The 24159-nt window shown below is 69.9% G+C and carries 16 protein-coding genes and 4 pseudogenes; 7 read left to right on the top strand and 13 right to left on the bottom strand.

The window, feature by feature from the left end:
* Positions 1–102 precede the first annotated feature (102 nt).
* Complete coding sequence (locus tag ACLQ24_RS11555) at positions 103–417, top strand: phosphotransferase (protein ID WP_425891071.1); 315 nt, start codon at positions 103–105, stop codon at positions 415–417.
* A gap of 129 nt (positions 418–546) precedes the next feature.
* Here the strand turns inward: ACLQ24_RS11555 and ACLQ24_RS11550 are convergent, their stop codons facing one another.
* The 3 genes from ACLQ24_RS11550 to ACLQ24_RS11540 all read right to left on the bottom strand — a co-directional run bounded on the left by ACLQ24_RS11550 (position 547) and on the right by ACLQ24_RS11540 (position 3972).
* Complete coding sequence (locus ACLQ24_RS11550; protein ID WP_425891069.1) at positions 547–1752, bottom strand: alcohol dehydrogenase catalytic domain-containing protein; 1206 nt, start codon at positions 1750–1752, stop codon at positions 547–549.
* Positions 1749–3203 carry an aldehyde dehydrogenase family protein gene (locus tag ACLQ24_RS11545; protein ID WP_425891067.1) on the bottom strand — a complete coding sequence of 485 codons (1455 nt, stop codon included), beginning with the start codon at positions 3201–3203 and terminating at the stop codon, positions 1749–1751. The genes ACLQ24_RS11550 and ACLQ24_RS11545 overlap by 4 nt, the downstream gene beginning before the upstream one ends.
* Before the next feature lie 103 nt (positions 3204–3306).
* Positions 3307–3972, bottom strand: coding sequence for a TetR/AcrR family transcriptional regulator (locus ACLQ24_RS11540; protein WP_425891065.1), 666 nt, complete (start codon positions 3970–3972; stop codon positions 3307–3309).
* 99 nt (positions 3973–4071) lie between these two features.
* Here ACLQ24_RS11540 and ACLQ24_RS11535 point away from each other — a divergent pair, with 99 nt between their 5' ends.
* Positions 4072–5244: an acyl-CoA dehydrogenase family protein gene (locus ACLQ24_RS11535; protein WP_425891063.1), complete on the top strand. Its 1173-nt coding sequence runs from the start codon at positions 4072–4074 to the stop codon at positions 5242–5244.
* A gap of 6 nt (positions 5245–5250) precedes the next feature.
* Here the strand turns inward: ACLQ24_RS11535 and ACLQ24_RS11530 are convergent.
* Positions 5251–5709, bottom strand: a pseudogene (locus ACLQ24_RS11530) (aminotransferase class V-fold PLP-dependent enzyme); the annotation flags it as partial.
* Positions 5710–5906: 197 nt separating this feature from the next.
* Between ACLQ24_RS11530 and ACLQ24_RS11525 the strand changes: the two are divergent.
* A complete protein-coding gene (locus ACLQ24_RS11525; RefSeq protein WP_425891061.1) occupies positions 5907–8966 on the top strand; it encodes a COR domain-containing protein in 3060 nt (1019 codons plus the stop codon).
* A 32-nt stretch (positions 8967–8998) separates the two neighbouring features.
* Here ACLQ24_RS11525 and ACLQ24_RS11520 read toward each other — a convergent pair whose 3' ends face one another.
* Positions 8999–9121, bottom strand: a complete 123-nt coding sequence (locus tag ACLQ24_RS11520; RefSeq protein WP_425891121.1) for a hypothetical protein — start codon at positions 9119–9121, stop codon at positions 8999–9001.
* Here ACLQ24_RS11520 and ACLQ24_RS11515 point away from each other — a divergent pair.
* Positions 9110–9236 (top strand): annotated as a pseudogene (locus ACLQ24_RS11515) (acyl-CoA dehydrogenase family protein); the annotation flags it as partial. The gene ACLQ24_RS11520 and the pseudogene ACLQ24_RS11515 overlap by 12 nt on opposite strands.
* A gap of 205 nt (positions 9237–9441) precedes the next feature.
* Here ACLQ24_RS11515 and ACLQ24_RS11510 read toward each other — a convergent pair.
* The 3 genes and pseudogenes from ACLQ24_RS11510 to ACLQ24_RS11500 all read right to left on the bottom strand — a co-directional run bounded on the left by ACLQ24_RS11510 (position 9442) and on the right by ACLQ24_RS11500 (position 14952).
* Positions 9442–10860, bottom strand: a complete 1419-nt coding sequence (locus tag ACLQ24_RS11510) for an FAD-dependent oxidoreductase (protein WP_425891059.1) — start codon at positions 10858–10860, stop codon at positions 9442–9444.
* Between the two features lie 277 nt (positions 10861–11137).
* A complete protein-coding gene (locus tag ACLQ24_RS11505) occupies positions 11138–13291 on the bottom strand; it encodes a protein kinase domain-containing protein (protein WP_425891058.1) in 2154 nt (717 codons plus the stop codon).
* Between the two features lie 284 nt (positions 13292–13575).
* Positions 13576–14952 (bottom strand): annotated as a pseudogene (locus ACLQ24_RS11500) (cation:dicarboxylate symporter family transporter).
* A gap of 74 nt (positions 14953–15026) precedes the next feature.
* On the opposite strand from ACLQ24_RS11500, the gene ACLQ24_RS11495 reads away from it, so the two are divergent.
* Both ACLQ24_RS11495 and ACLQ24_RS11490 read left to right on the top strand, forming a co-directional pair.
* Complete coding sequence (locus ACLQ24_RS11495; RefSeq protein WP_425891057.1) at positions 15027–16616, top strand: ATP-binding protein; 1590 nt, start codon at positions 15027–15029, stop codon at positions 16614–16616.
* On the top strand, positions 16613–17308 hold the full coding sequence (locus ACLQ24_RS11490) for a response regulator (RefSeq protein WP_425891056.1): 696 nt from the start codon (positions 16613–16615) through the stop codon (positions 17306–17308). The genes ACLQ24_RS11495 and ACLQ24_RS11490 overlap by 4 nt, the downstream gene beginning before the upstream one ends.
* 83 nt (positions 17309–17391) lie before the next feature.
* Here ACLQ24_RS11490 and ACLQ24_RS11485 read toward each other — a convergent pair whose 3' ends face one another.
* Together ACLQ24_RS11485 and dnaE are read right to left on the bottom strand one after the other, a co-directional pair.
* The gene (locus ACLQ24_RS11485; RefSeq protein WP_425891055.1) at positions 17392–17706 is read right to left on the bottom strand and encodes a helix-turn-helix domain-containing protein; all 315 of its coding nucleotides are present in this window, start codon (positions 17704–17706) and stop codon (positions 17392–17394) included.
* 430 nt (positions 17707–18136) lie between these two features.
* Positions 18137–21667: a DNA polymerase III subunit alpha gene (gene dnaE / locus ACLQ24_RS11480; RefSeq protein ID WP_425891053.1), complete on the bottom strand. Its 3531-nt coding sequence runs from the start codon at positions 21665–21667 to the stop codon at positions 18137–18139.
* Between the two features lie 209 nt (positions 21668–21876).
* On the opposite strand from dnaE, the gene ACLQ24_RS11475 reads away from it, so the two are divergent.
* On the top strand, positions 21877–22449 hold the full coding sequence (locus ACLQ24_RS11475; protein ID WP_425891051.1) for a hypothetical protein: 573 nt from the start codon (positions 21877–21879) through the stop codon (positions 22447–22449).
* Positions 22450–22529: 80 nt separating this feature from the next.
* Here ACLQ24_RS11475 and ACLQ24_RS11470 read toward each other — a convergent pair whose 3' ends face one another.
* From ACLQ24_RS11470 to ACLQ24_RS11460, 3 genes and pseudogenes are all read right to left on the bottom strand, one after another.
* Positions 22530–23162 (bottom strand): hypothetical protein, encoded by a 633-nt coding sequence (locus tag ACLQ24_RS11470; RefSeq protein WP_425891049.1) that lies wholly within the window; start codon positions 23160–23162, stop codon positions 22530–22532.
* A 148-nt stretch (positions 23163–23310) separates the two neighbouring features.
* Positions 23311–23514 (bottom strand): DUF397 domain-containing protein, encoded by a 204-nt coding sequence (locus tag ACLQ24_RS11465; RefSeq protein WP_425891047.1) that lies wholly within the window; start codon positions 23512–23514, stop codon positions 23311–23313.
* Positions 23507–24085, bottom strand: a pseudogene (locus ACLQ24_RS11460) (DUF5753 domain-containing protein); the annotation flags it as partial. The pseudogene ACLQ24_RS11460 and the gene ACLQ24_RS11465, both read right to left, overlap by 8 nt.
* Positions 24086–24159: the final 74 nt, after the last annotated feature.

Here is a 24159-nt window from a genome sequence, read left to right as displayed (position 1 = left end):
AACCTCCCACCCTTACCTAGAAGTACGATGCATAGTACTGCTAGGTGTTCTCCCGTTGCAACGACTCCGGAGCGAAAAACCCGTGGGGTGCGTCGGCGGTCGGTGTTCACGCACGGCGACCTACAGGTGGACCACGTGTTCGTCGACGGTGACGAGATCACCGGCGTGCTCGACTGGTCCGAGGCGGGCCGGGGCGACGCCCTGTTCGACCTCGCCACGTTGACGCTCGGCCACGAGGACCACCTCGGCGACGTCGTGGCCGGCTACGGCGCCGACGTCGACCTCGACCTCGACCTCGACGTGATCCGGGCATGGTGGTCGTCGCGCAGCCTGGTGGTGATCCGTTGGCTGGTCGAGCACGGCTTCGACCCGTCGGCGCCCGGCTGCGAGGTCGACGTGCTGCGGTCGCGGATGTGACAAGCCTCCAGCCGCTGGGCCAACCAGCGGTACCAGACGACGTCCGGATTACCGCCGGTCCCGTGGAAGATGATCGCGCTGCGCCCCACCGTGCCCTCCTCAGGGTCGACAACGTGATCACACCAGGACTCAGTCCAGCGTGACGACCCAGCGGGCGCCCTCGCCCCGCGCCAACCGGTCGAACGCGACCGGCGCCTCGTCCAGCGACATCGTGCCGCTGACCAGCACGCCCAGGTCCAGGCTGCCGTCGACCAGCTCGCGGGCCAGCACCGGCACCTCCCGGTCCGGGTCGGACGAGCCGTACACCGAGGAGCGCAGCGTACGGGCGGAGTGGAAGATGTCGAGCGCGCCGAGGCTGACCATGTCGTCCTTGGCGCCCATGCCGACCACGGTGACCCCGCCCCCACGCCGGGTGAGCCGCCAGGCAGCACGGATGGTGGCGGCCCGACCGACGCACTCGAAGGCGTGGTCGACGCCACGGCTCTCGGTGCGCGCCCGCACCTCCTTGGCGAGCCGGTCGTCGGAGAGCAGGAAGTCGGTCGCCCCAGCGGCGAGGGCCAGGTCCCGTTTCGCCTCGGCGACGTCGATGGCCAGGATCGTCGTGGCACCGGCCCGGCGGGCCGCGCTCAGTACGGCCAGGCCGACCCCGCCGAGCCCGACGACAGCGACGGACTCGCCGGGTGCGACCCGGGCGGTGTTCCGGACCGCGCCGACGCCGGTGAGCACCGCGCAGCCGAGCAGAGCGGCCTGCGCGGTCGGCAACCCGGCGGGGATCGGTACGACAGCGCTCTCCGGCACCACCACCGCCTCGGCGAGCGCGCCGAGACCGAGGGTCAGGTGCAGCGGGACCCCGTCGTCGGTCTCGCCACGCGGCACGGTCGGGGCCGTGGTGTCGGCGCAGAGCCATGGCTCGCCGCGCCGGCACCACCAGCAGGCTCGGCAGGCCGGCGCCCAGTTCAGCACCACCGGTGTGCCGATCCGCAGCCGGCTGCCCGGCCCGGCCTCGGCCACCACCCCGGTCGCCTCGTGCCCGAGGACCAGCGGAAACCTCGCGGCGAGGGTGCCGTTGACCATGGACAGGTCGGAGTGGCAGACACCGGCCGCCCTGATCGTCACCCGCACCTCGCCGGGGCCGGGCGCAGGCAGACGTACCCGCTCGATCCGCAGCTCGGCCCCGGACCCCCGCGCGACCAGCGCGCGAACAATGACCGGCGCGGACGCCGGCTCGACGGCACTGCCGTACCGGCCGCCGTCGTCGTGGCGGTGGGCGCGGTGAGCCTGCAGGTGCCCGTCGCCGCCGGCCGGCGCGGCCGGAGACAGCTCGGGATCGGTCATCGCTGGATCGCCTTCAGTTCGCAGAACTCGGCGAGGCCGTGCGTGCCCAGCTCCCGGCCGAGGCCGGACTGCTTGTAACCGCCGAAGGGGGCGAGCGGGTTGAACGGCGCGCCGTTGATGTCGACGGCCCCGGTACGCAGCCGCCGCGCCACCGCGAGCGCCGCCTCGGCGTCGGCGGACCAGACCGCGCCGGCCAGCCCGTAGCGCGAGTTGTTGGCGATGGCCACGGCCTCGTCGGTGTCGTCGAAGGGGATGACGGCGAGGACGGGACCGAAGACCTCCTCCTGGGCGAGCGCGCTGTCCGGGTGCACGTCGGCGAAGACGGTCGGTGCGACGAAGTGACCGCGCGCCGGGACCGGGGCGTCCGGGCCGCCGACTACCAGCCGCGCGCCGTCGGCGAGCGCCCGGACGATGTGGCCGCGTACCCGCTCGGCCTGGGCGGCGGAGACCAGCGGGCCGAGCCGGGTGGCCGGGTCGAACGGGTCGCCGAGCCGGTAGCCGGCCACCGCCGTGGCGATCAGGTCGAGCGCCTCGGCGTACCGGTCGCGGTGCACCAGCATCCGGGTCCACGCCGTGCAGGTCTGACCGGAGTTGAGCAGAGCGTTGCCGACGCCCACCTTGACCGCGGTGGCCAGGTCGGCGTCACCGAGGATCACGTTGGCGGACTTGCCGCCCAGCTCCAGCGCGACGTGGGCGATCCGGTCGGCGGCGCTTCGCATGATCCGGGTACCGGTGGCGGTGCTGCCGGTGAACGAGACCAGGTCGACGTCGGGGTGTGCGGCCAGGGCCTCCCCGACCACCGCGCCGGTGCCGGGGACCAGGTTGAGTACGCCCGGCGGCAGGCCGGCCTCGGCGACCGCGTCGAAGAGCAGGTACGCGGTCAGCGGGGTCAGCTCGCTGGGCTTGAGCACGACCGTGCAGCCGGCGGCGAGCGCGGGCGCGAGCTTCGCCATCACCTGGTGCAGGGGGTAGTTCCACGGGGTGATCGCGCCCACCACGCCGATCGGCTCGCGGACGACGAGCGAGTTGCCGACGGTCTCCTCGACCGGTGGGCGGGCGGCGAGCGCCACGTGGTCGCGCAGCACGGTCAACGGGAGCCCGACCTGCACGCGGGTGGCGAGCTTGAGCGGCGAGCCCTGCTCCACGGCGATGGCGCGGGCGAGATCGTCGGCGCGGGCGGCGAGCGCCGTGTGCAGCCGGTCGAGGTGCGCGGAGCGCTCGGCCGGCGGGGTGGCCGCCCAGCCGGGAAAGGCGGCCCGGGCGGCGGCGACGGCGGCGTCCACGTCGGTCGCCGTGCCGGCGGGCACCTGCCCGACGGTGTCGCCGGTGCTCGGGTTCTCCACCTCGATCACGTCGGTGCCGGCGGGAGGCGTCCACTCGCCGCCGATGTACACGTGGCGCCGGAGGCGCAGGATGTCGGGCAGCGGCGACGGCGGGGCGGCGAGGTCCATGGCGTCCCTTCGGGGGTGGGCGACGGGCGATGGCGACCGGGGTCGGCGGCGGGCGGCGGGCGGCGGGCGGCGGGCGGCGAAACTAGCGCTGGGAGTTTGGACGCTACCCGCTGGGCTGGCCAGACTCCACCGCGCCGAGGGGGCCGACCGTGCGGTCGTACTCGGCTGCCAGGCCGTGCAGCAGCGCGCCCAGGCCGAGGGCGAAGGCGCCCTCGTCCACGCTCTGCTGGTGCTCGGCGAGCCGGTGCGCCTGGCGCAGGTGCGGGTAGTGCGCGGCGTACAGCTCGGGGTCCTCGACGAAGCCGCGGGCGAACGAGCCGAGCGCCGACCCGGCCACGAAGTAGCGCAGTGCCGCGCCGATGTGGGTCGCCCGGGCCGGCGCCCAGCCGGCGCGGACGAGGCCGCCGTAGACCGCGTCGGCCATGGCGAGGGCGGCCGGTCGTCGACCCGGGCCCTGCGCCAGGTACGGCACGATGTTCGGGTGCGCGGTGAGCGCCCGCCGGTAGGACCACGCCCAGTCGCGGAGCGCGGCGACCCAGTCCCGGCTGACGAATCCGCTGGTGTCGACAGTGCCGGTGACCCCGTCGGCGACCGCGTCGAGGATCTCGTCCTTGGTGGCGAAGTGGTTGTAGAGCGAGGGCCCCTGCACGCCCAGCGCGGCGGCGAGCCGGCGCGTGGAGAAGGAAGGCAGGCCCTCGGCGTCGATCAGCGCGGTGGCTGTCTCGACGATCAGCTGCCGGGTGAGCCGGGGCTGGCGGGGTCGGGGCACTGCGCTCCTCGTCAGGTCTGGGCGGTGGGGTCTGGACGCACCAAAACTTACACCGCTAGTTTAGTGGTGACCGGCCGCGCCGACGCCAGGAGGACCATCGTGGACTTTTCGCTCACCGACGAGGAGCGGGCGGTGCGGGACACCGCCCGGTCGTTCATCCAACGCGAGGTGATGCCGCTGGAGGCGGAGGTGCTTCGCCGGGAGCGGGCGCACCAGCCGAGCCTGGACCACTCCGAGGTACGCGAGCTGCAACTCAAGGCGCGCAAGTTCGGCTTCTGGGGCCTTGCGACCCCCGAGGAGTACGGCGGGATGAACCTGCCGGCCGTCCTCCAGTCGCTGATCTGGACGGAGCTCGGCCACACGTTCGTGCCGTTCCGCTTCGGCGGCGAGGCCGACAACATCCTGTTCCACGCCACCGAGGAGCAGAAGCGGGAGTTCCTCATCCCGACGATCGAGGGTGAGCGCCGGTCCTGCTTCGCGATCACCGAACCGGGCGCCGGCTCGGACGCCGCCAACATCCGGCTCTCCGCCCGCCGGGATGGCGACGACTGGATCCTCGACGGCGAGAAGACGTTCATCACCGGCGGTCACGACGCCGACTTCGCCATCGTCGTCGCGGTGACCAACCGGGAGAAGGGCGCCCGCAACGGCGGCGCGACCGCGTTCCTGGTGGACCGGGCCATGGGCTGGCGCTCGGAGTTCATCCAGACCATGGGCGAGGGCGGGCCCGCGTCACTCATCTTCGACGGCGTACGCGTGCCGCACCGCAACATCCTCGGCGAGATCGGGCAGGGCTTCGCCCTCGGCATGGAGTGGATCGGCAAGGGCCGCTACACCATCCCGTCGCACGCCATCGGCATCGCGGAGCGGGTCCTGCAGATGGCCATCGACTACGCCAACACCCGCGAGACGTTCGGCACGAAGATCGGCGCCAACCAGGCCATCCAGTGGATGATCGCCGACTCGGAGACCGAGCTGGAGGCGGCCCGCTGGCTGGTGCTGCGCTCGGCGTGGACCGTCGATCAGGGCCTGGACCCCCGGCACGCCTCGTCGATGGGCAAGCTCTACGGCGCCGGCATGGTCAACCGGGTCGTCGACCGGGTGCTCCAGATCCACGGCGGCATGGGCTACACCCGGGAGCTGCCCATCGAGCGCTGGTACCGGCAGGTCCGGCTCTACCGCATCTTCGAGGGCACCGACGAGATGCAGCGGCTGATCATCTCCCGGGACCTGCTGCGCGGGTACACGAAGATCGGCGGTCACCTGGCCTGAGCCACGTCAACCCGCCAGCGCCTCCAGGGCGGCGTCCACGTCCGCCTCGGTCGAGTAGAGGTGGAAGGAGGCGCGGACCCGCCCGGCGCGGACCGCCGCCCGGATACCGGCGGTGGCGAGGCGCTGCTGGGCGTCGGGCACGTCGACGGTGACGATGGCGCTGTTTCCCGGTGGCCGGCCCAGGCCGGTCAGGAACCGGTTGGCCAGCGCCACGTCGTGCGCCTGGATCGCCGGCACACCGATCTCGGTGACCAGCTCCATGGCGGGGGCCGCGCCCACCCAGCTGAACCAGGCCGGCGAGATGTCGAACCGCCGGGCGTCGTCGGCCAGCCGTAGCGGCGGCCCGTAGTAGGAGGCGTGCGGGTCGCCGCCCGCGTACCAGCCGGCCGCGTCCGGGCGAAGACGCTCGCGCAGGGCGGGGGCGAGATAGGTGTACGCGGTGCCGCGTGGGTCCATCAGCCACTTGCCGGGCTCAGGCTTCCACAACTGCTGCGCCTGCGCGATCTCCATGCCACCGACGTTAGGCGGGGTCATCGCACGACAGCCAAGGCCAATCGGCCATCGGCGGCCTGTCAGTGGGCCTGCCGGATCGCGGTCCGGAGGCAGCGGGCCCGACCCAGCCGTGGATACCGATTGTGCACAAGGGACTACGCTGCTTCGACATGGACGACGGTGCGATTGTCGAGGCCAGGCACCGCATAGCTGCCGCTACCGACGGGCATGTCAAACTCGGCGGTCTCGGCCTTACCAGTGGCGACCTCGCCGAGCTTCTGCGCGACAGTCCGGCTCTCGCTCACGTGACCGTCCTCGACCTGTCCGACAACAACCTGGACGCCCTGCCGGACGCCGTCGCTGCCTGGACCTCGCTCAGATCCCTCGACCTGAATGACAACAGGCTCAGCGCGCTACCGGACGCCGTCGCCGCCTGGACCTCCCTCACTGCGCTGGGCCTGGACGGCAACCAGCTCACCACCCTGCCCGACGCGGTCGCCTCCTGGACCTCCCTCATCGTGCTGCGCCTGGCCGGCAACCAGCTCACCACCCTGCCCGACGCCGTGGCCGCCTGGACCTCCCTCACCGCGCTGGGCCTGGACGGCAACCAGCTCACCACCCTGCCCGACGCGGTCGCCTCCTGGACCTCCCTCACCGCGCTGCGCCTGGCCGGCAACCAGCTCACCACCCTGCCCGACGCCGTCGCCGACTGGACCTCCCTCACCCACCTGTACCTGGAAGGCAACCAGCTCACGGCCCTGCCCGACGCCGTCGCGCACTGGACCTCCCTTGTCGAGCTGTACCTGGACGGCAACCAGCTCACTGCCCTGCCCGACGCGATCGGTGGGCTCGCCAAGCTCCAGACGCTCGTCGTGAGCGGTAATCCGCTCGCGCCTGAGGTGCTGGCCGCCGAGATGGAGGGCACGGAAGCGCTGCTGGCGTTCCTCAGGGATGTCGGCACCGACGGGATCTCGATCTCGGAGGCGAAGCTCCTGTTCGTGGGTGCCGGCGAGGCCGGGAAGAGTTCCCTGCTCGGAGCGTTACGAGGCGAGCCCTGGCGAGATCGTCACCAGACACAGGGCATGGACATCAAACCGCTGGTGGTGAGCCACGCCGGCCGCCAGATCACACTGAACGGGTGGGATTTCGGCGGCCAACAGGCGTACCAGCCGGCCCACCAGGTGTTCTTCAGCGCCGCAGCCGTCTACGTCGTCGTCTGGAAACCACGTCCGGGTGTCGCCGCCGGCATGGTGGAATCCTGGATCGCCATGATCGCCCACCGGGCCCCGGACGCCCGGGTCCTCGTGGTCGCGTCCCACGGCGGCCCGTCGTCGCGGGCGGACTCCATCGACGGACAGCACCTGAGGCAGCGCTTCGGCGATCTGATCGTCGGTTTCCACGAGGTCGACAGCGCCACCCCGGACGACCGGCTGGAGGCACTACGGGAGGCGATCGCCGTGGCCGCCGGCACGCTCCCGCACGTGCACCGTAACTACCCGGCGAGCTGGCAGCGGACGATCGAGGCAGTCACCGCCGGTGGTCAGCAGGTGATCGACTACCGCGGCTACGAAGCGGCGGCCGCAGCACAGGGATTGAACGCCTTCCAGGCCCGCACACTGGCCAGCAATGCCCACCACCTGGGGAAGTGGATCTACTACGCGGACGACGACGCGCTGGCCGCGTTCGTGATCCTCCAACCGGACTGGCTCAACGTCGCGATCGCCGCCGTCCTCGACAGCCGGGACGCCGTCGACGCCCTCGGTCTCGTCGAACACCGCATGCTCGGGAGACTGTGGAGCGCCGCGCAGGCGCCCGACGGCACGGTCTACACGAGGGAACAGCAGCGACTGTTCCTGGCGCTCATGGGGCGCTTCGAGCTGACGTACCAGGTCTCCCTCGACGCCTCTCCCGAGCCGGTGAGCCTCATCGCGCAACTCGTCCCCGCCGCACAGCCGGACCTGCGCAGGGCGTGGGCCGACTTCCGCCCCGGCGACCGCGAGTACCTGGAGGTGTGCCGGATCTCGGAGGGTCCCGCGGGCCGCGTGGTCATTCCCGACTCGTTGATGTACCGGCTCATCGTCCGCCTCCACCACCAGCGCTACACGGAGCCCGACTCCCTGCAGGGCGTGCACTGGCAGCAGGGCATGGTCCTGCAGAGCCGGTACGGTGCCCGCGCTCTCCTCACGGTACGTACCGGTGTCGGTGTCCAGGTCCAGGTCCGCGGCCCGGACGCCGTCACCTACCTCCGACAGGTCACCGACGAGATCCGCTACTGCATCGAGCGGTTCTGGCCCGGTCTGACCACCGTCGCCCTCGTCGCCTGCCGTGACGGGTGCGGTCTGGCCGCGCCCGGTGCGGGCCTGTTCGACGTCGACAAGCTCATCAAGTTGCGCGACGCGCACGGCCAGAGCGTCGCGCAGTGTCCCATCTCGGGGTGCGACGCCTTCCCCGCCATCGACTCGCTGTTGGGCGGTTCCCGCGCCAGCGACGACGCGCTGGCCCTCCTGCAGGACGGCGTGGCGCTGGTGGACAGCCATGTCCGCGGGCTGAGTCAGCGGGTCACCGAACTCAGCGACACCGTCAAGGCCAACCTCGCGGGCGTGAACGCACAGCTGACCGCGTTGATGTGGCAACTCAACGACGAGGCCGCGGACGGACCGCGGCTGTTCACCCTCACTCCCGTCGGGCCGTCGCTGCGCAATCCGCAGTGGACTTCCGTACGGATGCGGCTGACGTTGTACTGCGAGCACTCGCTCCAGCCCGTCCACGTTCTCGAGCCCGGTCGGCGCGACGCCGGCGTCTACTCCATAGACGTCTCGCGGGAATGGTGGGTCCGGGCCGTGCCGCTCCTGAAGGCCACCACCATGCTCCTCAAGCCGCTCCTTGGCGTGGGCATGGCCGAACTCAAACTCGAGTTCAGCGAGGAGCAGTGGAAAGCCGTCGAGGAGCAGGTCTCGCTGGCGAACGAGACACTGAACGCCGCGGCGGAGGCCGCGAACCAGCTCACCGCCGGCGACCACAGCGCCGGCCTGGCGGAGCGGGCCCCGGGCGCACCGACGTCTCCGATCATCGCCGAGGGCGCCACCCTCCGGACGCTGCACGTCGCGTTGCGCGCCCAGGACGTCACCATCGCCGATCTCCGCAAGGTCGTCCGCCCCGACGGCCGCATCCTCTGGGTCCACCGTCAGTTCGAGCACCTCTACCACAGCGGCCTACCTGTCATCCCCTGACCCGGACCGACGCACGGTCTGCGGCGCAGGGCTCACGGTCGCCGTGCGGGACCGGCGTCCGGGTGGATCCGGGTGAGGCTGTCGGCGAGCCCGGCGAGCCACCGGTCGACCTCCACCCGGTGCCGCACCGCCGAGGAGTCGACCTCCAGATCCACGGCGGCATGGGCTACACCCGGGAGCTGCTACCGACAGGTCCGGCTCTACCGCATCTTCGAGGGCACCGACGAGATGCAGCGGCTGATCATCTCCCGGGACCTGCTGCGCGGGTAGAGGGTGGTGGCGGGTTGTTGCCGTTCGCTCGGTGACGCCCCGACGGCACGGCCTCCCGGCCGCGCCGCCCCGTCGACGGCAGGCGACTCCTGGCGATCGGAGTGGATTTCGCAGTGGGTTGTCGCGTTGAGGGGCCGCCGACGCGCACGCGCCGCGGCCCCTCATGGTCACACTGCCCGACCAGGACGCGAGGTTCGGCGGATGGTCAGGGGATCACCGGTGACGGCGGCAACGTGCCCAGCCGGCGGCGGTTCGGTGAGAGCGGAGACAGCTTGGCGGCCACTTGGATAGCGGTGACGAGGGCGCTCTCCTGGCTGTCCACGTCGAGAACGTGACTGCCAGCGAACCAGAGCCCATCGCGGCCGTTGCTGCCGTGCAGCACGGACTGCGCCCGGATGAAGTCCGGCGTGATCACGGGGTGGCGGAAGGTCGTCTCCGCCAGCAGTTGCTTCGGCTCCTGCCTGCGGTTCAGCGCCCAACTCTTGTAGAGGGTGACGTCGCCACGCAGTTGCTGGTAGGCGATCGACGCCTCTGCGTAGTCGCCGTCTCGCAGGATGTTGAACGACGACCAGTCCGTGGACGCGGCCGGCATGTAGACGGGGTCCCGGTGCACGGCGATACGCGCCGGCATGTACCCGAAGCGACGGTAGGCCCGAACGAGCGGATCGGCACCGGGTAGCTGAGCGACCAGCTTCGCCGCCGGCTCCGGTGGCAGCGCCAGCACCACGTGTTCCGCGACGTGCACCCGACCCACGGCATCGACGACCCGGTACCGCACGCCGTCCCGACAGAGCCCCACGGCAGCCGAGTTGGTCAGCGCGGTCACGGTGGTGAACTCACCGGCAAGGGCCGCGATGACGGCTTGCAGACCGTCCCGTGCGTTGACGTACTCCGTCCGTTGCTCGGCACCGTCGCCGACAAGCGGCCGGACCCCGAGCGCCAACGCGGCGCGCGCCGAGAAAGCCTTGGCCTGGGAGATCGACGCGCCATTCACGGACGCCACAAACGGATAGACAAGGTTCTGTTTCAGGGTTTCATCGATGGCCAGGGCCTCGACGAACTCCGCGACGGTGGTATCCCAGTCTTGGCGGGTTTCCAGGTCCTTTGCCCCGGCCATGACCACGCCGATGGCCTGCAGCCCGGGCAGGTAAGGCAGCACGTCGGTGATCGGACGCCCGGCCGAGGGTGAGACCATGACCGGGGTGGGCACCCCATACTGCGCGACGGTGTTGTACAAGGCGTTCGGTACGGTCGGCAACTGCAGAACCGACGTCACGAGTTTGTGATAGATCGGGTGTGAGGCTGGCCCGAAGAACTGTGCGCCGAGATCGACGGCCACCTGACGGCCGTCGACGTCGAGCTGGACGGTGGCGTTGTGACCGCCCAGCGTGGACGCCGCCTCCAGTAGCGTCACATCGCAATGCCCATCCATCAGCCAGGCGGCGGCGACCCCGGCGATCCCACCGCCGATCACCACGACCCGCGTCCGGGCACGGCCGGACAAGGCGGCTTCGGCGGCCCCTGGCCGGCCAGCAGCGCCCAGCAGCGCCGCCGCCGCACCGGCACCGGCCGACGCGAGAACACCCCGCCTCGAAAGCTGTGGTGAACTGCGGTATTTGGTCATCTACCGATCCTCCCCTTCCGGCAAGACTGGGTATCAGGAGTCGAGCGCCGCGGGATGTCAAGTGCGGCCCGCAGCAAGGCAGGGGAATTATTCGATTCGGGATTGCCGCTTGTCAACAGTTTCCTTCAATCGCGATCGAGAATGGGCGCCCCAGCTGGGAATAAACTAAAAATAAAGTTGTCGCTCTACAATGGACGGCGCTTCCGGATACGCTGGTCAGCAGAAACCCGTCACCGGTGGCGGGGCAGACCCAATCCCTGACCGGCGGCGTGTGCGCTCAACTGGTCCGCCATTTCTGGTTGGATTTGCCATTGCACTGCCAGATCTGCAGCCGGGCACCGTTGTCCGTGCTCGCGTCGAGCACGTCAACGCACTTGGTCGCTTGGATGTTGACCAGGTCGTGGGCCTTGTTCAGGTTGAACCGCTGCGAACTGACGCCGGAGCAGTCGGCCAGTTGAACAGCGGCACCCTCCGCGGTGGAGTGACCGGCGACGTCCAGGCACTTGCCCATCGAGCGGACCGTACCGTCACCGGGGAAAGTCCACAGCTGCTTCGCCGTCCGACTACAGTCCCCGATCTGAAGTCGGACACCGGCCGTGGCGTTGCCGCCCGGAATCTCGATGCAACGATTGCTGGCGACTCCGACGATCTGCTTCCCGGCGCCAGTGGTGCCCTGCGACGGGGCCGACGACTGCTGGGCCGGATCTCCCGGGACCGTTCCGCCGGGGCCGCCGTTTTCCGGCGCGGGCTTCCCGGACGCCTTCGAGGACGGCCCCACGGTGGGTCCGGACCGGGGGTCGCCCACCACCGGCAAGCCTTGGAAGCCGTCCGTGATCAGCGCATAGACGTCCGCGCTCGCGGCCCATTCGGCGGCCGAGGTGGTCCAGCGGATCGAGTACCCGTGCCCGTTCTGACCGACGAACGCCCGACTCACCGCCCGCATCGGCGTGCCGTCCTCGTCGGTGTACGTCCACTCCCACTCGGCGGCCCGCACCTGAAAACGCAGCGCAGTGAGCCGCACCTGCCGGTAGTCGGCGTACCGCTCGCGTTCGGCCGCCTCCCGCGTCCGCAGCTCGGCGAGAAGGTCCGCGGGGATGGACCGGAGTTCGTCGACGACGAGCAGCCGCCTGCCGTCCGGCTCACGGAACTCGACCCGCCCACCGTCACGCCGCGGCTGCCAGCCGTCCGGCAACGGTACGAGAAAGCGGGGGTCGTCGCGGTAGTAGTGCCAACCCGCAGACGGCAACGCCCTGATCTCCGACGAGCCGCTCGCCGACGGGTTCGCGGGCGCTGCCGCAGCGGACTTGTCGCTCACGTCGCCGCGCAGCCCACCGTTCAGCACCGTCGCGGTCACCAGCACCACCAACAGCAGGCCGGTGGCCAGTGCGCCGATCAGCCAGGCCCGACGCGTACGCCCCGCCGTCGGTACGAGCACGTCGGCCGCACCCCGCGGCGCGGGCGGGCTGACCACGGCAGTGACCAACTCGGACACGATCTCCGGCCGGAGCACCGTACGGGTGTCGTCCGCCCCGGCCATCGAACCGTCGTCGTCGCCATCCCCCGCAGCGACCGGGCCGTCGACGTTGCCGCCCTCCGGAGCGTCCGGCTCGTCCAGGCTGGCGGCCTGGCGAAGCAGCCGCTCAGCCTCCTCGCCACTGATCCGCTGGTTCGGCTCCCGGCGCAGCAGCCCTTCGAGCAGTGGGGTCAGCTGACCGGCCCGCTGGGCTGGCGGCGGCGGCTCGGTCGCGAGCGCCGCCAGTGTGGCGATCGACGACGACCGCTGGTAGGGGGTGCGACCCTCGACCGCCGCGTAGAGGGTGGCGCCGAGCGACCAGAGGTCCGCGGCTGGGCCCACCGTACCGTCGGTGGCTCGCTCCGGGGCGAGGAACGCCGGCGAGCCGAGCACCATTCCGGTCTGGGTCATCCGCGGGTCGCCGGGGAGGGTTGCCAGGCCGAAGTCGGTCAACACCACCCTGCCGTCGTGGGCGAGCAGCACATTGGCCGGCTTGACGTCCCGATGCAGAACGCCGGCCCGGTGCGCGGCCCGCAACGCGGCCAGCACGCCCAACCCGATCCTCGCGGCACGAGACGCCGGCATCGGCCCCTCGGCCTTGAGTACCTCCTGCAGGGACCGGGACGGGACCAGTTCCATGACGATCCACGGGTCGTCGCCCGAGTGCAGCACGTCGAAGACCCGTACCACGTTGACGTGGCCCAGCCGGGCGACTGCCCGCGCCTCGCGCATGGACCGTTCCCGCATCTCCCGGCGCTCGCCGTCCGACAGACCGGGCGATGCCATCAACTCCTTGATGGCGACGTCCCGGTGGAGCATCTCGTCCCGGGCGAGCCACACGCGGCCCATCCCGCCCTGGCCGAGTGGACGGACCAGCCGGTAACGGTCGGCAATCAACTGTCGAGAGGCGTCAGGCACTCAGGGAAGATACCGGGCGGTGTTTACGCACCCAATCCGTACCGCAATCGAGAAGGCAACAGTTAGGTATGTCACAAATGTCGCGGGCGCGTGACCAAACATCCACCTCGAAACAATTCCACTATTGTCGCCAAGGGCGATGTTACCGACACGTATAAACGAATTCTCCGGCTGTCAATGCACACGGTTCGCCATCTTCCGACGGAATCGTGTGATCGACACGAGTACGGCGATATCGGGGCTCCCTGGAACGCGGACACCCCGATGACGCCGCCGACCCGGAGTCAGGCCGGGATGGTCACCTGCTCGTCGTCGGACCGACGCCGCTCCGACTCGTCGTCCTGCTCGTCGAGCATGGTGGCCTCGTCGAACGGGTCGTCGCCGCGCAGAACCCCGGCCGCCCGGTCCCGGTCGAACTCGCCGGTCCAGGTGCCCACCAGCACGGTCGCCACGGCGTTGCCGGCGAAGTTGGTCAGCGCCCGCGCCTCCGACATGAACCGGTCGATGCCGACGATCAGGCCGACGCCGTCGACGAGGTCGGGCCGGTGCGACTGAAGGCCGCCGGCCAGCGTCGCGATGCCGGCGCCGGTGACCCCCGCCGCGCCCTTCGACGCGATAATCATGAACAGCAGCAGCGAGATCTGCTCACCGATCGACAGCGGGTTGCCCAGCGCGTCGGCGATGAACAGCGACGCCATCGTCAGTTAGATGGCCGTGCCATCGAGGTTGAACGAGTACCCGGTCGGCACCGTGATGCCCACGACCGGCTTGCTCACGCCGAAGTGCTCCATCTTGGCGATCAGCCGGGGCAGCGCCGACTCCGACGACGACGTCGACAGGATCAGCAGGAACTCCCGACCCAGGTAGCGCAGCAGCGAGAAGATCGAGATCCGGGCCACGAACCAGAGCAGCGCGCCCAGGACGACCAGCACGAAGATCAGGCAGGTGGCCTAGAAGCCGAGCATGATCTGGGCGAGGCTCTTGAGGGCGTCCACACCTGTCGCGCCGACCACGGCGGCCATCGCGCCGAACGCGCCCACCGGGGCCAGCCACATGATCATGGCGAGGACCTTGAAGACGACCCGCTGGATGACGGCGATCACGCCGAGCACGGGCTCACCGCGCCGGCCCATCGCCTGCACGGCGAAGCCGACGAGCAGCGCGACCAGCAGCGTCTGGAGCACCTCCCCCTCGGTGAGCGCGGAGAACAGCGTCGTCGGGATGATCCCGAGGAGGAATTCCGTCGTACCGCCGGCCTGGTCTCCGGCCGCGGCCTTGCCGGCGCCCGCGAGGTCCTGCCCCAGGTCCAGGCCGGAGCCGGGGTGGATGAGGTTGCCGACGACCAGGCCGATGGCGAGCGCCACCGTCGACATGGTCAGGAAGTAGCCGAGGGCCAGGCCGCCGACCTTGCCCACCTTCGCCGCCTGCCGGACGGAACCGACGCCGAGCACGATGGTGCAGAAGATGACCGGGCTGATCATCATCTTGATCAGGTTGACGAAGCCCGTGCCGATCGGCTTGAGTTCCTTGCCGAAATCGGGAGCGACCAGGCCGACCACGATGCCGGCGAGCACGGCCACGATGACGGCCAGGTACAGGTAGCGGGTACGGTCCCGGCGGGCCGACGGCTCCGCCGTGGTGGTGGATGCGGTGGTGTCCATGTCGACAATGTGAAGCGCGTCTCACCCGTTGACAGCCTTGCGGTCATTCTGTTCACCGCGAAGACCTCAAGGAGGTGCTGGAGGTGGTCCGACGGCAGTGGAGCATCGCGGGCCAGCTCTTCGCCCTCCAGGCGGTGGTGGTCACGCTGCTCGTGCTGGCCGGCGCGGCGGGCGCCGTCTGGCTGGCCCGCACCGACTCCCGCCAGGCCGCGCAGGAGGAAGTGCTCGCGGTGGCGCAGACCGTGGCCAACTCCCCCGACGTCCACGCGGCCCTCACGACCGCCGACCCGGCCAGCATCCTTGCGCCGTACGCCGAGTCGACCCGACACGCCACGGGCACCGACTTCGTGGTCGTGATGGCCCCCGACCGCACCCGCTTCTCCCACCCCACCCGGGAGCGGATCGGCGAGCCGTTCGTCGGCGAGATCGGGCCCGCCCTGGCGGGCCATCCGTTCACCACCACGAACGTCGGGACGCTCGGCGAGTCGGTGCGTGCGGTCGTCCCGGTGTACGACGAGCAGCAGCGCATCGTCGGCCTGGTCTCGGTGGGCATCACCACCCGGGAGATCAACCGCAGGCTGCTGCGTCAGCTCCCCGTGCTGCTCGGGGTCGCGGCGCCGGCGCTCGCGCTCGCCGCGACCGGTTCGTGGCTGCTCAGCCGCCGCCTGCGCCGCCAGACCCACGGCCTCGGGCCGACGCAGATGACCCGGATGTACGAGTACTACGACGCGGTCCTGCACTCCGTGCGCGAGGGTCTCGTCGTGCTGACCACCGACCGGCGGGTGGCACTGATCAACGACGAGGGTCGGCGGCTGCTGGGTCTCGACGCGGATGAGCCGGTCACCGACCAGCCGGTGGCTGGCGTGGACCTGCCACCCGCGGTGGCCGAGCTGCTCGGCTCCGGCCGCGACGCCGTCGACGAACCCATGCTGGCCGGCGATCGGGTGCTGGTGGCCAACCAGCGGACCGCCCGCTTCGAGGGGGCGGCGCTCGGCACCGTGCTGACCCTGCGCGACCAGACCGACCTGCGAGCCCTGGCCAGCGAGCTGGACTCGGTCCGCGCGCTGACCGAGGCGTTACAGGCGCAGACCCACGAGTCGGCCAACCGTCTGCACACCGTGCTCACGCTCGTGGAGCTGGGCCGCGCCGACGAGGCGGTCCGGCTCGGCACCCGCGACCTGGCCCTCGCCCAGCAGCTGACCGACCGGGTGGTCGGCGCGGTCACCGAGCCGGCCCTCGCCGCGCTGCTGCTCGGCAAGTCCGCACAGGCCGGCGAGCGCGGTGTGGACCTGGTGGTCGAGCCGGACTGCCGCCTCGACGACAGTCCACTACCGACGAACGACCTGCTCACCGTCGTCGGCAACCTCGTCGACAACGCCCTGGAGGCGGTCGCCGGTACGCCCCCGCCGCGTACCGTGCGGGTCTTCGTCGGCGCTGTCGACGACGAGCTGGTGGTCCGGGTCGCCGACAGCGGACCCGGTCTGGCCGAGGACCGGGTGGCGGACGCGTTCCGGCGCGGCTGGTCGACCAAGAGCACGGGGCGAGGTCTCGGTCTGGCGCTGATCGGGCAGGTGGTCCGCCGCCACGGCGGCAGCGCCGAGGTGACCCGGTCGGACGACGGCGGCAGCCTGTTCACCGTCCGACTGCCGAGCATACGGTCATGACCGACATCCGGGTACTCGTCGTCGAGGACGAGCCGCTGCTGGCCGAGGCGCACGCCGCGTACACCGAGCGGGTCCCCGGTTTCGCGGTGGTCGGGGTGGCACACACCGCACGGGCGGCGATGGCGGCCCTGCGCGCCAACGACGGCGGCGACGTGGACCTCGTACTCTTGGATTTTCGGCTGCCCGACCTGCACGGCCTGGACGTCTGCCGGGCGCTGCGGGCTGCCGGCAGCAGCGTCGACGTGCTCGCGGTGACCTCTGCGCGGGACCTCGCGGTGGTGCGCACCGCGGTCTCCCTCGGGGTGACCCACTACCTGCTCAAGCCGTTCACGTTCACGGCGTTCCGCGACAAGCTGGAGCGCTACGCGGACTACCGCGCCCAGGCGCTCACCGAGGGTGAGGTGGCCGCCCAGCACGACGTGGACCGGATGTTCGCCACCCTGCGCGGCACCGCCGGGCACAGCCTGCCCAAGGGCCTCGACGCGCAGACCCTCACCCGGGTACGCGCGGCGCTGGCCACCGGCTCGGGCCCGGAGGCGGGGTTGTCGGCGACCGAGGTGAGCGCGGCGACCGGGACCTCCCGGGTGACCGCCCGTCGCTACCTGGAGTACCTGGTGACGATCGACCGCGCCGTCCGCACCCCCCGCTACGGCACCCCCGGCCGCCCCGAGGTCGAGTACCGCCCCCGGTGACTGCATCCTGACGTCATGCGTCCCGGGGTGGATGGTCGCGTGACCAACGGATGCCGTGGCCGGCGAACGCGGTGATCGACAGATCAGGCGATCTGACGCAAGTCGTCGCCGTAGTCAAAGATGATCCGCATCCGGGCGCCGAGCGCTCGTGCATATCGGCTCAGCGTCGCGACCTCATTGGCCTCCAGATCACCGTTCTCGATCTGGCTGACTCGGCCGGGCGTGACACCCGTCAACTCGGCCACCTGCCGCTGGGTCAGACCCAGCCGCTTCCGCTCTTCGGCAAGGTCGAACGCGCTAATCCACGCCTCGGTACGGGCACGTTCGGCGTCGAGCGCTTCATCGTCCCCGTCGTGCAGCTCGGCCCGGATGTCGTTCCAATCATGGAAGTCGCTCATCAACCCTCCCTCCGCTTCTTCTCGAAGGCAAGCCAGCCCTCGTACGCGATCTCGGCCAGCGGAATCGCCTTGGAGGGTGTCGACCAATGGACGCCCGAGGCCCGGCCCGGTCTCCGCGAGCAAGTCGATCGCCACGTTGACCGACCGATACGTCGCAGGCCTTTGCGGTGGTCAGCCACGACGAGCGGTTCCTCGCCGAGATCGGCGTGCAGCGGTGGCTGCGGCTGGCCGACGGCCAGCTACGCGAGATCGCGGCCCCTGACCGGGGTTGAGCCCGCCTCGACCGGGGCTCAGCCCCGTGGTGGGGGCCGCGCCTGAGGCCCGGGCCCCCGCCACCCGCACAGGCAGTGTGCGGGCGGGGGGGCCGAAGTGGGGGGGGGGGCGGGGGGGGGGGGGGGGGCGGGGCCCGCCCCCCCCCCCCACGGCCAGCTCAGCTCACGTTGGCCGGGCCGAGGACGCTCTTCAGGTCACCCATCAGCGCGGTGGTCGCCGCCACCCGGAACGGGCCCAGCCGCAGGGTGGTGGTACGCCCACCGTTGAGGAGCTTGACGTGCACCTCGGTGTCGCCCGGGTGCAGGACCAGGGTTTCCTTGAGCCGTTCCACAAGCGGCGGCGTGCAGCGGTGCACCGGGATGGTGAGGGTGACCGGCTTGTTCGTGGCGCTGGTGCTGACGTCCGGCATGGACATGTCCATCGCCATGATCCGTGGCGTGTCGTCGCGGCGGTCCACCCGGCCCTTGACCACCACGATGGCGTCCTCGGCGATGTACTGGCCGATCACCTCGTAGGTGTTGGGGAAGAACAGCGCCTCCACGCCACCGGCCAGGTCCTCCAGGGTGGCCGAAGCCCAGGCCCGCCCCTGCTTGGTGACCCGCCGCTGCACCCCGGAGAGGATGCCGGCGAGGGTGACGACCGCCCCGTCGGGCACCGCGCCGTCCTCGGCCAGGGAGGCGATCGTGGTGTCGGCCGCCGCGCCCAGGATGTGTTCCAGACCGAACAGCGGGTGGTCGGAGACGTACAACCCGAGCATCTCGCGCTCGAAGGCCAGCTTGTCGCGCTTCTCCCACTCGCTGTCACCGATGACCGGCATCACCGTCGTGCTGCCGGTGTCCGCGTCGCCGAAGCCGGCGCCGAACAGGTCGTACTGGCCGACGGCCTCCTTGCGCTTGACGTCGGCGTACGCGTCGATCGCGTCCGCGTGCACCGCGAGCAGGCCCTTGCGCGGGTGGTCGAGGGAGTCGAACGCACCCGCCTTGATCAGCGATTCGATCGTCTTCTTGTTGCAGACCACCGCGTCCACCTTGGACAGGAAGTCGTAGAAGTCGGCGTACTCGCCCTTCTCGTCCCGGCATCGCATGATCGAGGCGACCACGTTCGCGCCGACGTTGCGCACCGCCGCCAGGCCGAAGCGGATGTCCTTGCCGACCGGGGTGAACGGCCCGGCCGAGGTGTTCACGTCCGGCGGCAGCACCTGGATGCGCATCCGGCGGCACTCGGACAGGTAGAGCGCCATCTTGTCCTTGTCGTCACCGACGGACGTGAGCAGTCCGCCCATGTACTCGGCCGGGTAGTGCGCCTTGAGGTACGCCGTCCAGTAGGAGACCAGGCCGTACGCGGCGGAGTGCGCCTTGTTGAAGGCGTACCCGGCGAACGGCACCAGCACGTCCCACACGGCCTGGATCGCCTCGTCGGAGTAGCCGCGATCGCGGCAGCCGTCCCGGAAGGGGATGAACTCCTTGTCGAGGATCTCCTTCTTCTTCTTACCCATCGCCCGGCGCAGCAGGTCCGCCTGACCGAGGGTGTAGCCGGCGAGGATCTGCGCGGCGCGCTGCACCTGCTCCTGGTAGACGATCAGGCCGTGGGTGGGCGCCAGGATCTCGCGCAGCGGCTCCTCCAGCTCCGGGTGGATCGGGGTGATCTCCTGGAGGCCGTTCTTGCGCAGCGCGTAGTTGGTGTGCGAGTCGACGCCCATCGGGCCGGGCCGGTACAGCGCCAGGACGGCCGAGATGTCCTCGAAGTTGTCCGGCTTCATCAGCCGCAGCAGCGACCGCATCGGCCCACCGTCGAGCTGGAAGACGCCCAGCGTGTCACCGCGGGCCAGCAGCTCGTACGCGGCCTTGTCGTCGAGCGGCAGCGCCAGCAGGTCGAGCTTGAGGCCGTGGTTCAGCTCGATGTTCTTGACCGCGTCGTCGATGATCGTCAGGTTCCGCAGGCCGAGGAAGTCCATCTTCAGCAGCCCGAGCGACTCGCAGGTCGGGTAGTCGAACTGCGTGATGATCGCGCCGTCGGCGTCGCGGCGCGTCAACGGGATGTGCTCGATGATCGGCTCGGCCGACATGATGACGCCGGCGGCGTGCACACCGGTCTGGCGGATCAGCCCCTCGATGCCCTTGGCCGTGTCGATCACCTTGCGCACGTCCGGGTCGGAGTCGTACAGGCCGCGAATCTCGCCCGCCTCGGCGTAGCGGGGGTGCTTCGGGTCGAAGATGCCGGTCAGCGGGATGTCCTTGCCCATCACGGCCGGCGGCATCGCCTTGGTGATCCGGTCGCCGACCGCGTACGGGAAACCCAGCACCCGGGCCGAGTCCTTGATCGCGGCCTTCGCCTTGATCGTCCCGAAGGTCGCGATCTGGGCGACCTTGTCCTCACCCCACTTGTCGGTGACGTACTTGATCACCTCACCGCGCCGACGCTCGTCGAAGTCGATGTCGACATCCGGCATCGAGACACGCTCGGGGTTGAGGAACCGCTCGAAGATCAGGCCGTGCTGGATCGGGTCCAGGTCGGTGATGCCCAGCGCGTACGCCACGAGCGAGCCGGCGGCCGAGCCACGGCCCGGACCCACCGCGATGCCCTGGTTCTTCGCCCACTGGATGAAGTCGGCGACCACGAGGAAGTACGACGGGAAGCCCATCTGGTTGATGACGCCCAACTCGTACTCGGCCTGGACGACATGCCCCTCGGGGATGCCGTTCGGGTAGCGGCGGGCCAGGCCGGCGAACGTCTCCTTACGGAACCACGACTCCTCGGTCTCGCCCTCGGGCACCGGGAAGCGCGGCATCAGGTTGTGGAACTCGAACATGCCCTTCGGGTCGACCTTCTCGGCCACCAGCAGGGTGTTGCGGCAGCCCTGCTGCCACAGCTCGGACGAGTCGACCGCGCGCATCTGGTCGGCGCTCTTGACGAAGTAGCCGCCGCCCTCGAAGCGGAACCGGTTGGGGTCGTCGATGTTGCTGCCGGTCTGCACGCACAGCAGCACGTCGTGCGCGGTGGCCTGCGCCTCGTGCGTGTAGTGCGAGTCGTTGGTGACGACCGGAGGGATGTCCAGCTTGCGGGCGATCTCGGTGAGCCCCTCGCGGACCCGGCTCTCGATGGAGAGGCCGTGATCCATGATCTCCAGGAAGTAGTTGTCCTTGCCGAAGATGTCCTGGTAGCTCGCGGCGACCTTGAGCGCCTCGTCGAACTGCCCCAGCCGCAGCCGGGTCTGCACCGCGCCGGACGGGCAGCCCGTCGTGGCCATGATGCCCTCGGCGTGCTCGGCGATCAGCTCCATGTCCATCCGGGGCCACTTGACGTAGTGCCCCTCCATGGACGCCCGGGAGTTGAGGGTGAACAGGTTCTTCAGGCCCTGCGCGTTCTTCGCCCACATGGTCTTGTGGGTGATCGCGCCGTTACCCGAGATGTCGTCGCTCTTCTGCTCCGGCCGACCCCACTTGACCCGCGCCTTGTGATAGCGCGACTCCGGCGCCACGTACGCCTCGACGCCCAGGATCGGGGTGATCCCGGCCGCCATCGCCTGGTTGTAGAAGTCGTTCGCGCCGTGCATGTTGCCGTGGTCGGTGATCGCCACCGCCGGCATGCCCAGCCGGTTGGCCTCGGCGAACAGGTCCTTCAACCGGGCCGCTCCGTCGAGCATCGAGTACTCGGTGTGCACGTGCAGATGCGCGAACGAATCAGCCATGCGTGGCGCCCCCCGGCGGTGTGGATCTAGGTGGTCGGAGCCGACCGGCACCTACCCTACCGAGGTGATCTCGGCGGCTCCACCGTCCGCGCCGAGGGTGGTCCGCGTCTCGTCCGTTACCTGCCGTGACAACCTCAGCCAGGTCCGGCTGCACCATGCCGTCATCGGGAGCGGCCGTATCATCCGACGATACTCAGCGAGGAGGAGCCATGGACGATTGGGACATCTCAATCCATGCGGCGTATGCGGGCGGGCTCGCAGTGCGTGTGGAGGAACTACGACAACATTTTCCAGAGGCACTGGTGTCGTGTGACGTCGATGACAATTATCCCGGTCCCGATCTCATCTGCTGGAACGCACACCCGGAGCAGATCTGGGTGTGGATATTTGAGTCGAATGACGCCGAAGGAATACAGCGCGCGGAGGAGCGTCTAAATCAAGTCCTCGCTGCCCCTCATGATCTGACTACCATCGTGGACAAGCCAGTAATAGCCGGACCGAATGGCCTCTTCGAGCAAGACTGCGTCACGGCGTCCAGCTACATCGACGTTGATGGGCGAATTGAGGTCCGGGGCGGACCCGGGGACGGCATTCAGCTGTACCGGGCGTTCAGCATGGATGGAGAAGATGACATCATGCAACGAGTCGCAATCAACTTGACGCTCGGTGCTGCGCGTAAGGCGGACCGCGATTCCCGACAAGCGTTGGGCTTCCAGGGTGACGACAGCCCCAGTGTCGAGCGGCCAAACCCGCCTGCCGACAACTCCGAGGGCCGACCGTAGGAACCGACGGAAGAAGTTCGCCTCAACCCTGGTACACGTGCGTCCCGCTCGGACTACCGCTTGTGAGTATAGGTGTGGTTCTACAAGTGCCGAATCACGCGTCCAGGGATCCAACCTGACGAGATGCCGCCAGCGAGCCCGCCGGAGCGGTGCCCAGATTTGTACGAGAAACCAGCAGGGCCGACGGAATTCATATCCCGACGGCCCTGCTGCTGGATTGCGGCGAACTGGTAGCGCTTCTTCGGGTCGTAGGCACGCTGACCCACCTGCGTCAGTCCTGTGCTCTCCTGATAGCCCCCGACGAAGCCGCGAGGGTTGGGCCAGGTGGTGGCCGGGCCTCGCTCCGTGCCGAACGGCGTCTGCCGTCGCCGGGTGGCCGCCTGCGTGGCGTTACCCGATACCGCGATCTGGCCGGTGCCCTGGTGGTCGCCCGCGAGCCAGGTGATACCACCGCCCGTGGTGCGTTGGGCCACCACCTCGCCGAGGAACGAGTAGTACCGGGTGGCGGTCACTGCGGTGCTCGCCTTGTCGAACCGGATCTCGGTGGCTCCGAGGTGGAGGGTGGTTCCCTTAGTGTCGCGGGTCACCAGGCGTCCGCCGGCCGGGTCCGTCACGTAGTCGGTCCTGCCGGACGCGTCCGACACGCTGGCCAACTCACCGTCCGCCGTCCAGCTGAGGCTCTGCTGGCCATTCGGTCCTGGCCGCGATGTCATGTTTCCGGCGCTGTCGTAGTCGTACGTGGCGGTCGACGTTCCGGCGTTATCGGTCCGACTGGTCGACCAGACCGCGTGCGGCCGCCCCGATGTCGGTATCGGGGTGTCCCGCGCGCTGGACACCCCGACATCCAGGAAGTCGAGTCGATCAGAAGCCGGCGTGCTCTGCCGCCTTGGCGCGGCCTACGAACGCGGCCCAGGCCGCCGGGGAGAAGGTGAGCGCCGGCCCCTCGACGTCCTTGCTGTCCCGGACGGCCACGACACCGGCAAGGTTGTCAGCAACCTCCACGCAGTTGCCCTCATTGCCACTACGTGTGCTCTTGCGCCAGCGGGCACCGGTCAGATCACTCATCGTAGGTCTCCTTGATCACTGTGCTCACCAGATCCTCCGACGCGCGCTCGGGCAGGGCAAGATCCCAAAGCGCCTGCCAAACCTCAGAGTACGTCTGAACCTCGGCCGGACGATCGAGGTAGAGGCCACCGGTCAGCGACTCGCTGTAGACCGTGCTGGGTTCCGCCGGCCGGGTGCCGACTGCCGGAAAATCGAGCAGCACAAAGGCTCCGGCCACGGATGCCCGGTGCGGTCCGATCCCCAGCGGCAGCACCCGGACCGCGATGTTCGGAGCCTGGCAGGCGTTGACCAGGTAAGCAAGTTGCATCCGCCAAGCCTCGATGTCATCGATGGGTCGGCGGACCACGGCCTCGTCGACCACGACGTCGAGACGCGGGGCGGCAGGACTACGCCTGGTCAACAGCTTCTGCCGCTGCATCCGTAAGGCGACCTTCTGCGCCACCTCCTGCGGGGTACGCCCGGGTTTGGTCTCGAACACCGAGGCCATGTACTCCGGGGTCTGGAGGAGCCCGGGAATGAGGGTCGGCTCGTACTGGCGGATGGCGGAGGAGGCCGCCTCCAGGCCCACATATTGACCAGTAACCCAAAGGTGCCGTGGTTAGCCGGCTGCGTAGCGGACTTCTGGCTTGCCGAACAAGGCTTTCA

It is taken from the genome of Micromonospora sp. DT4 (assembly GCF_049841675.1).
Taxonomy (GTDB): domain Bacteria; phylum Actinomycetota; class Actinomycetes; order Mycobacteriales; family Micromonosporaceae; genus Micromonospora.
Note: the sequence above shows the minus strand (reverse complement) of the source record. Positions and strands in the feature narration are given on the sequence as shown.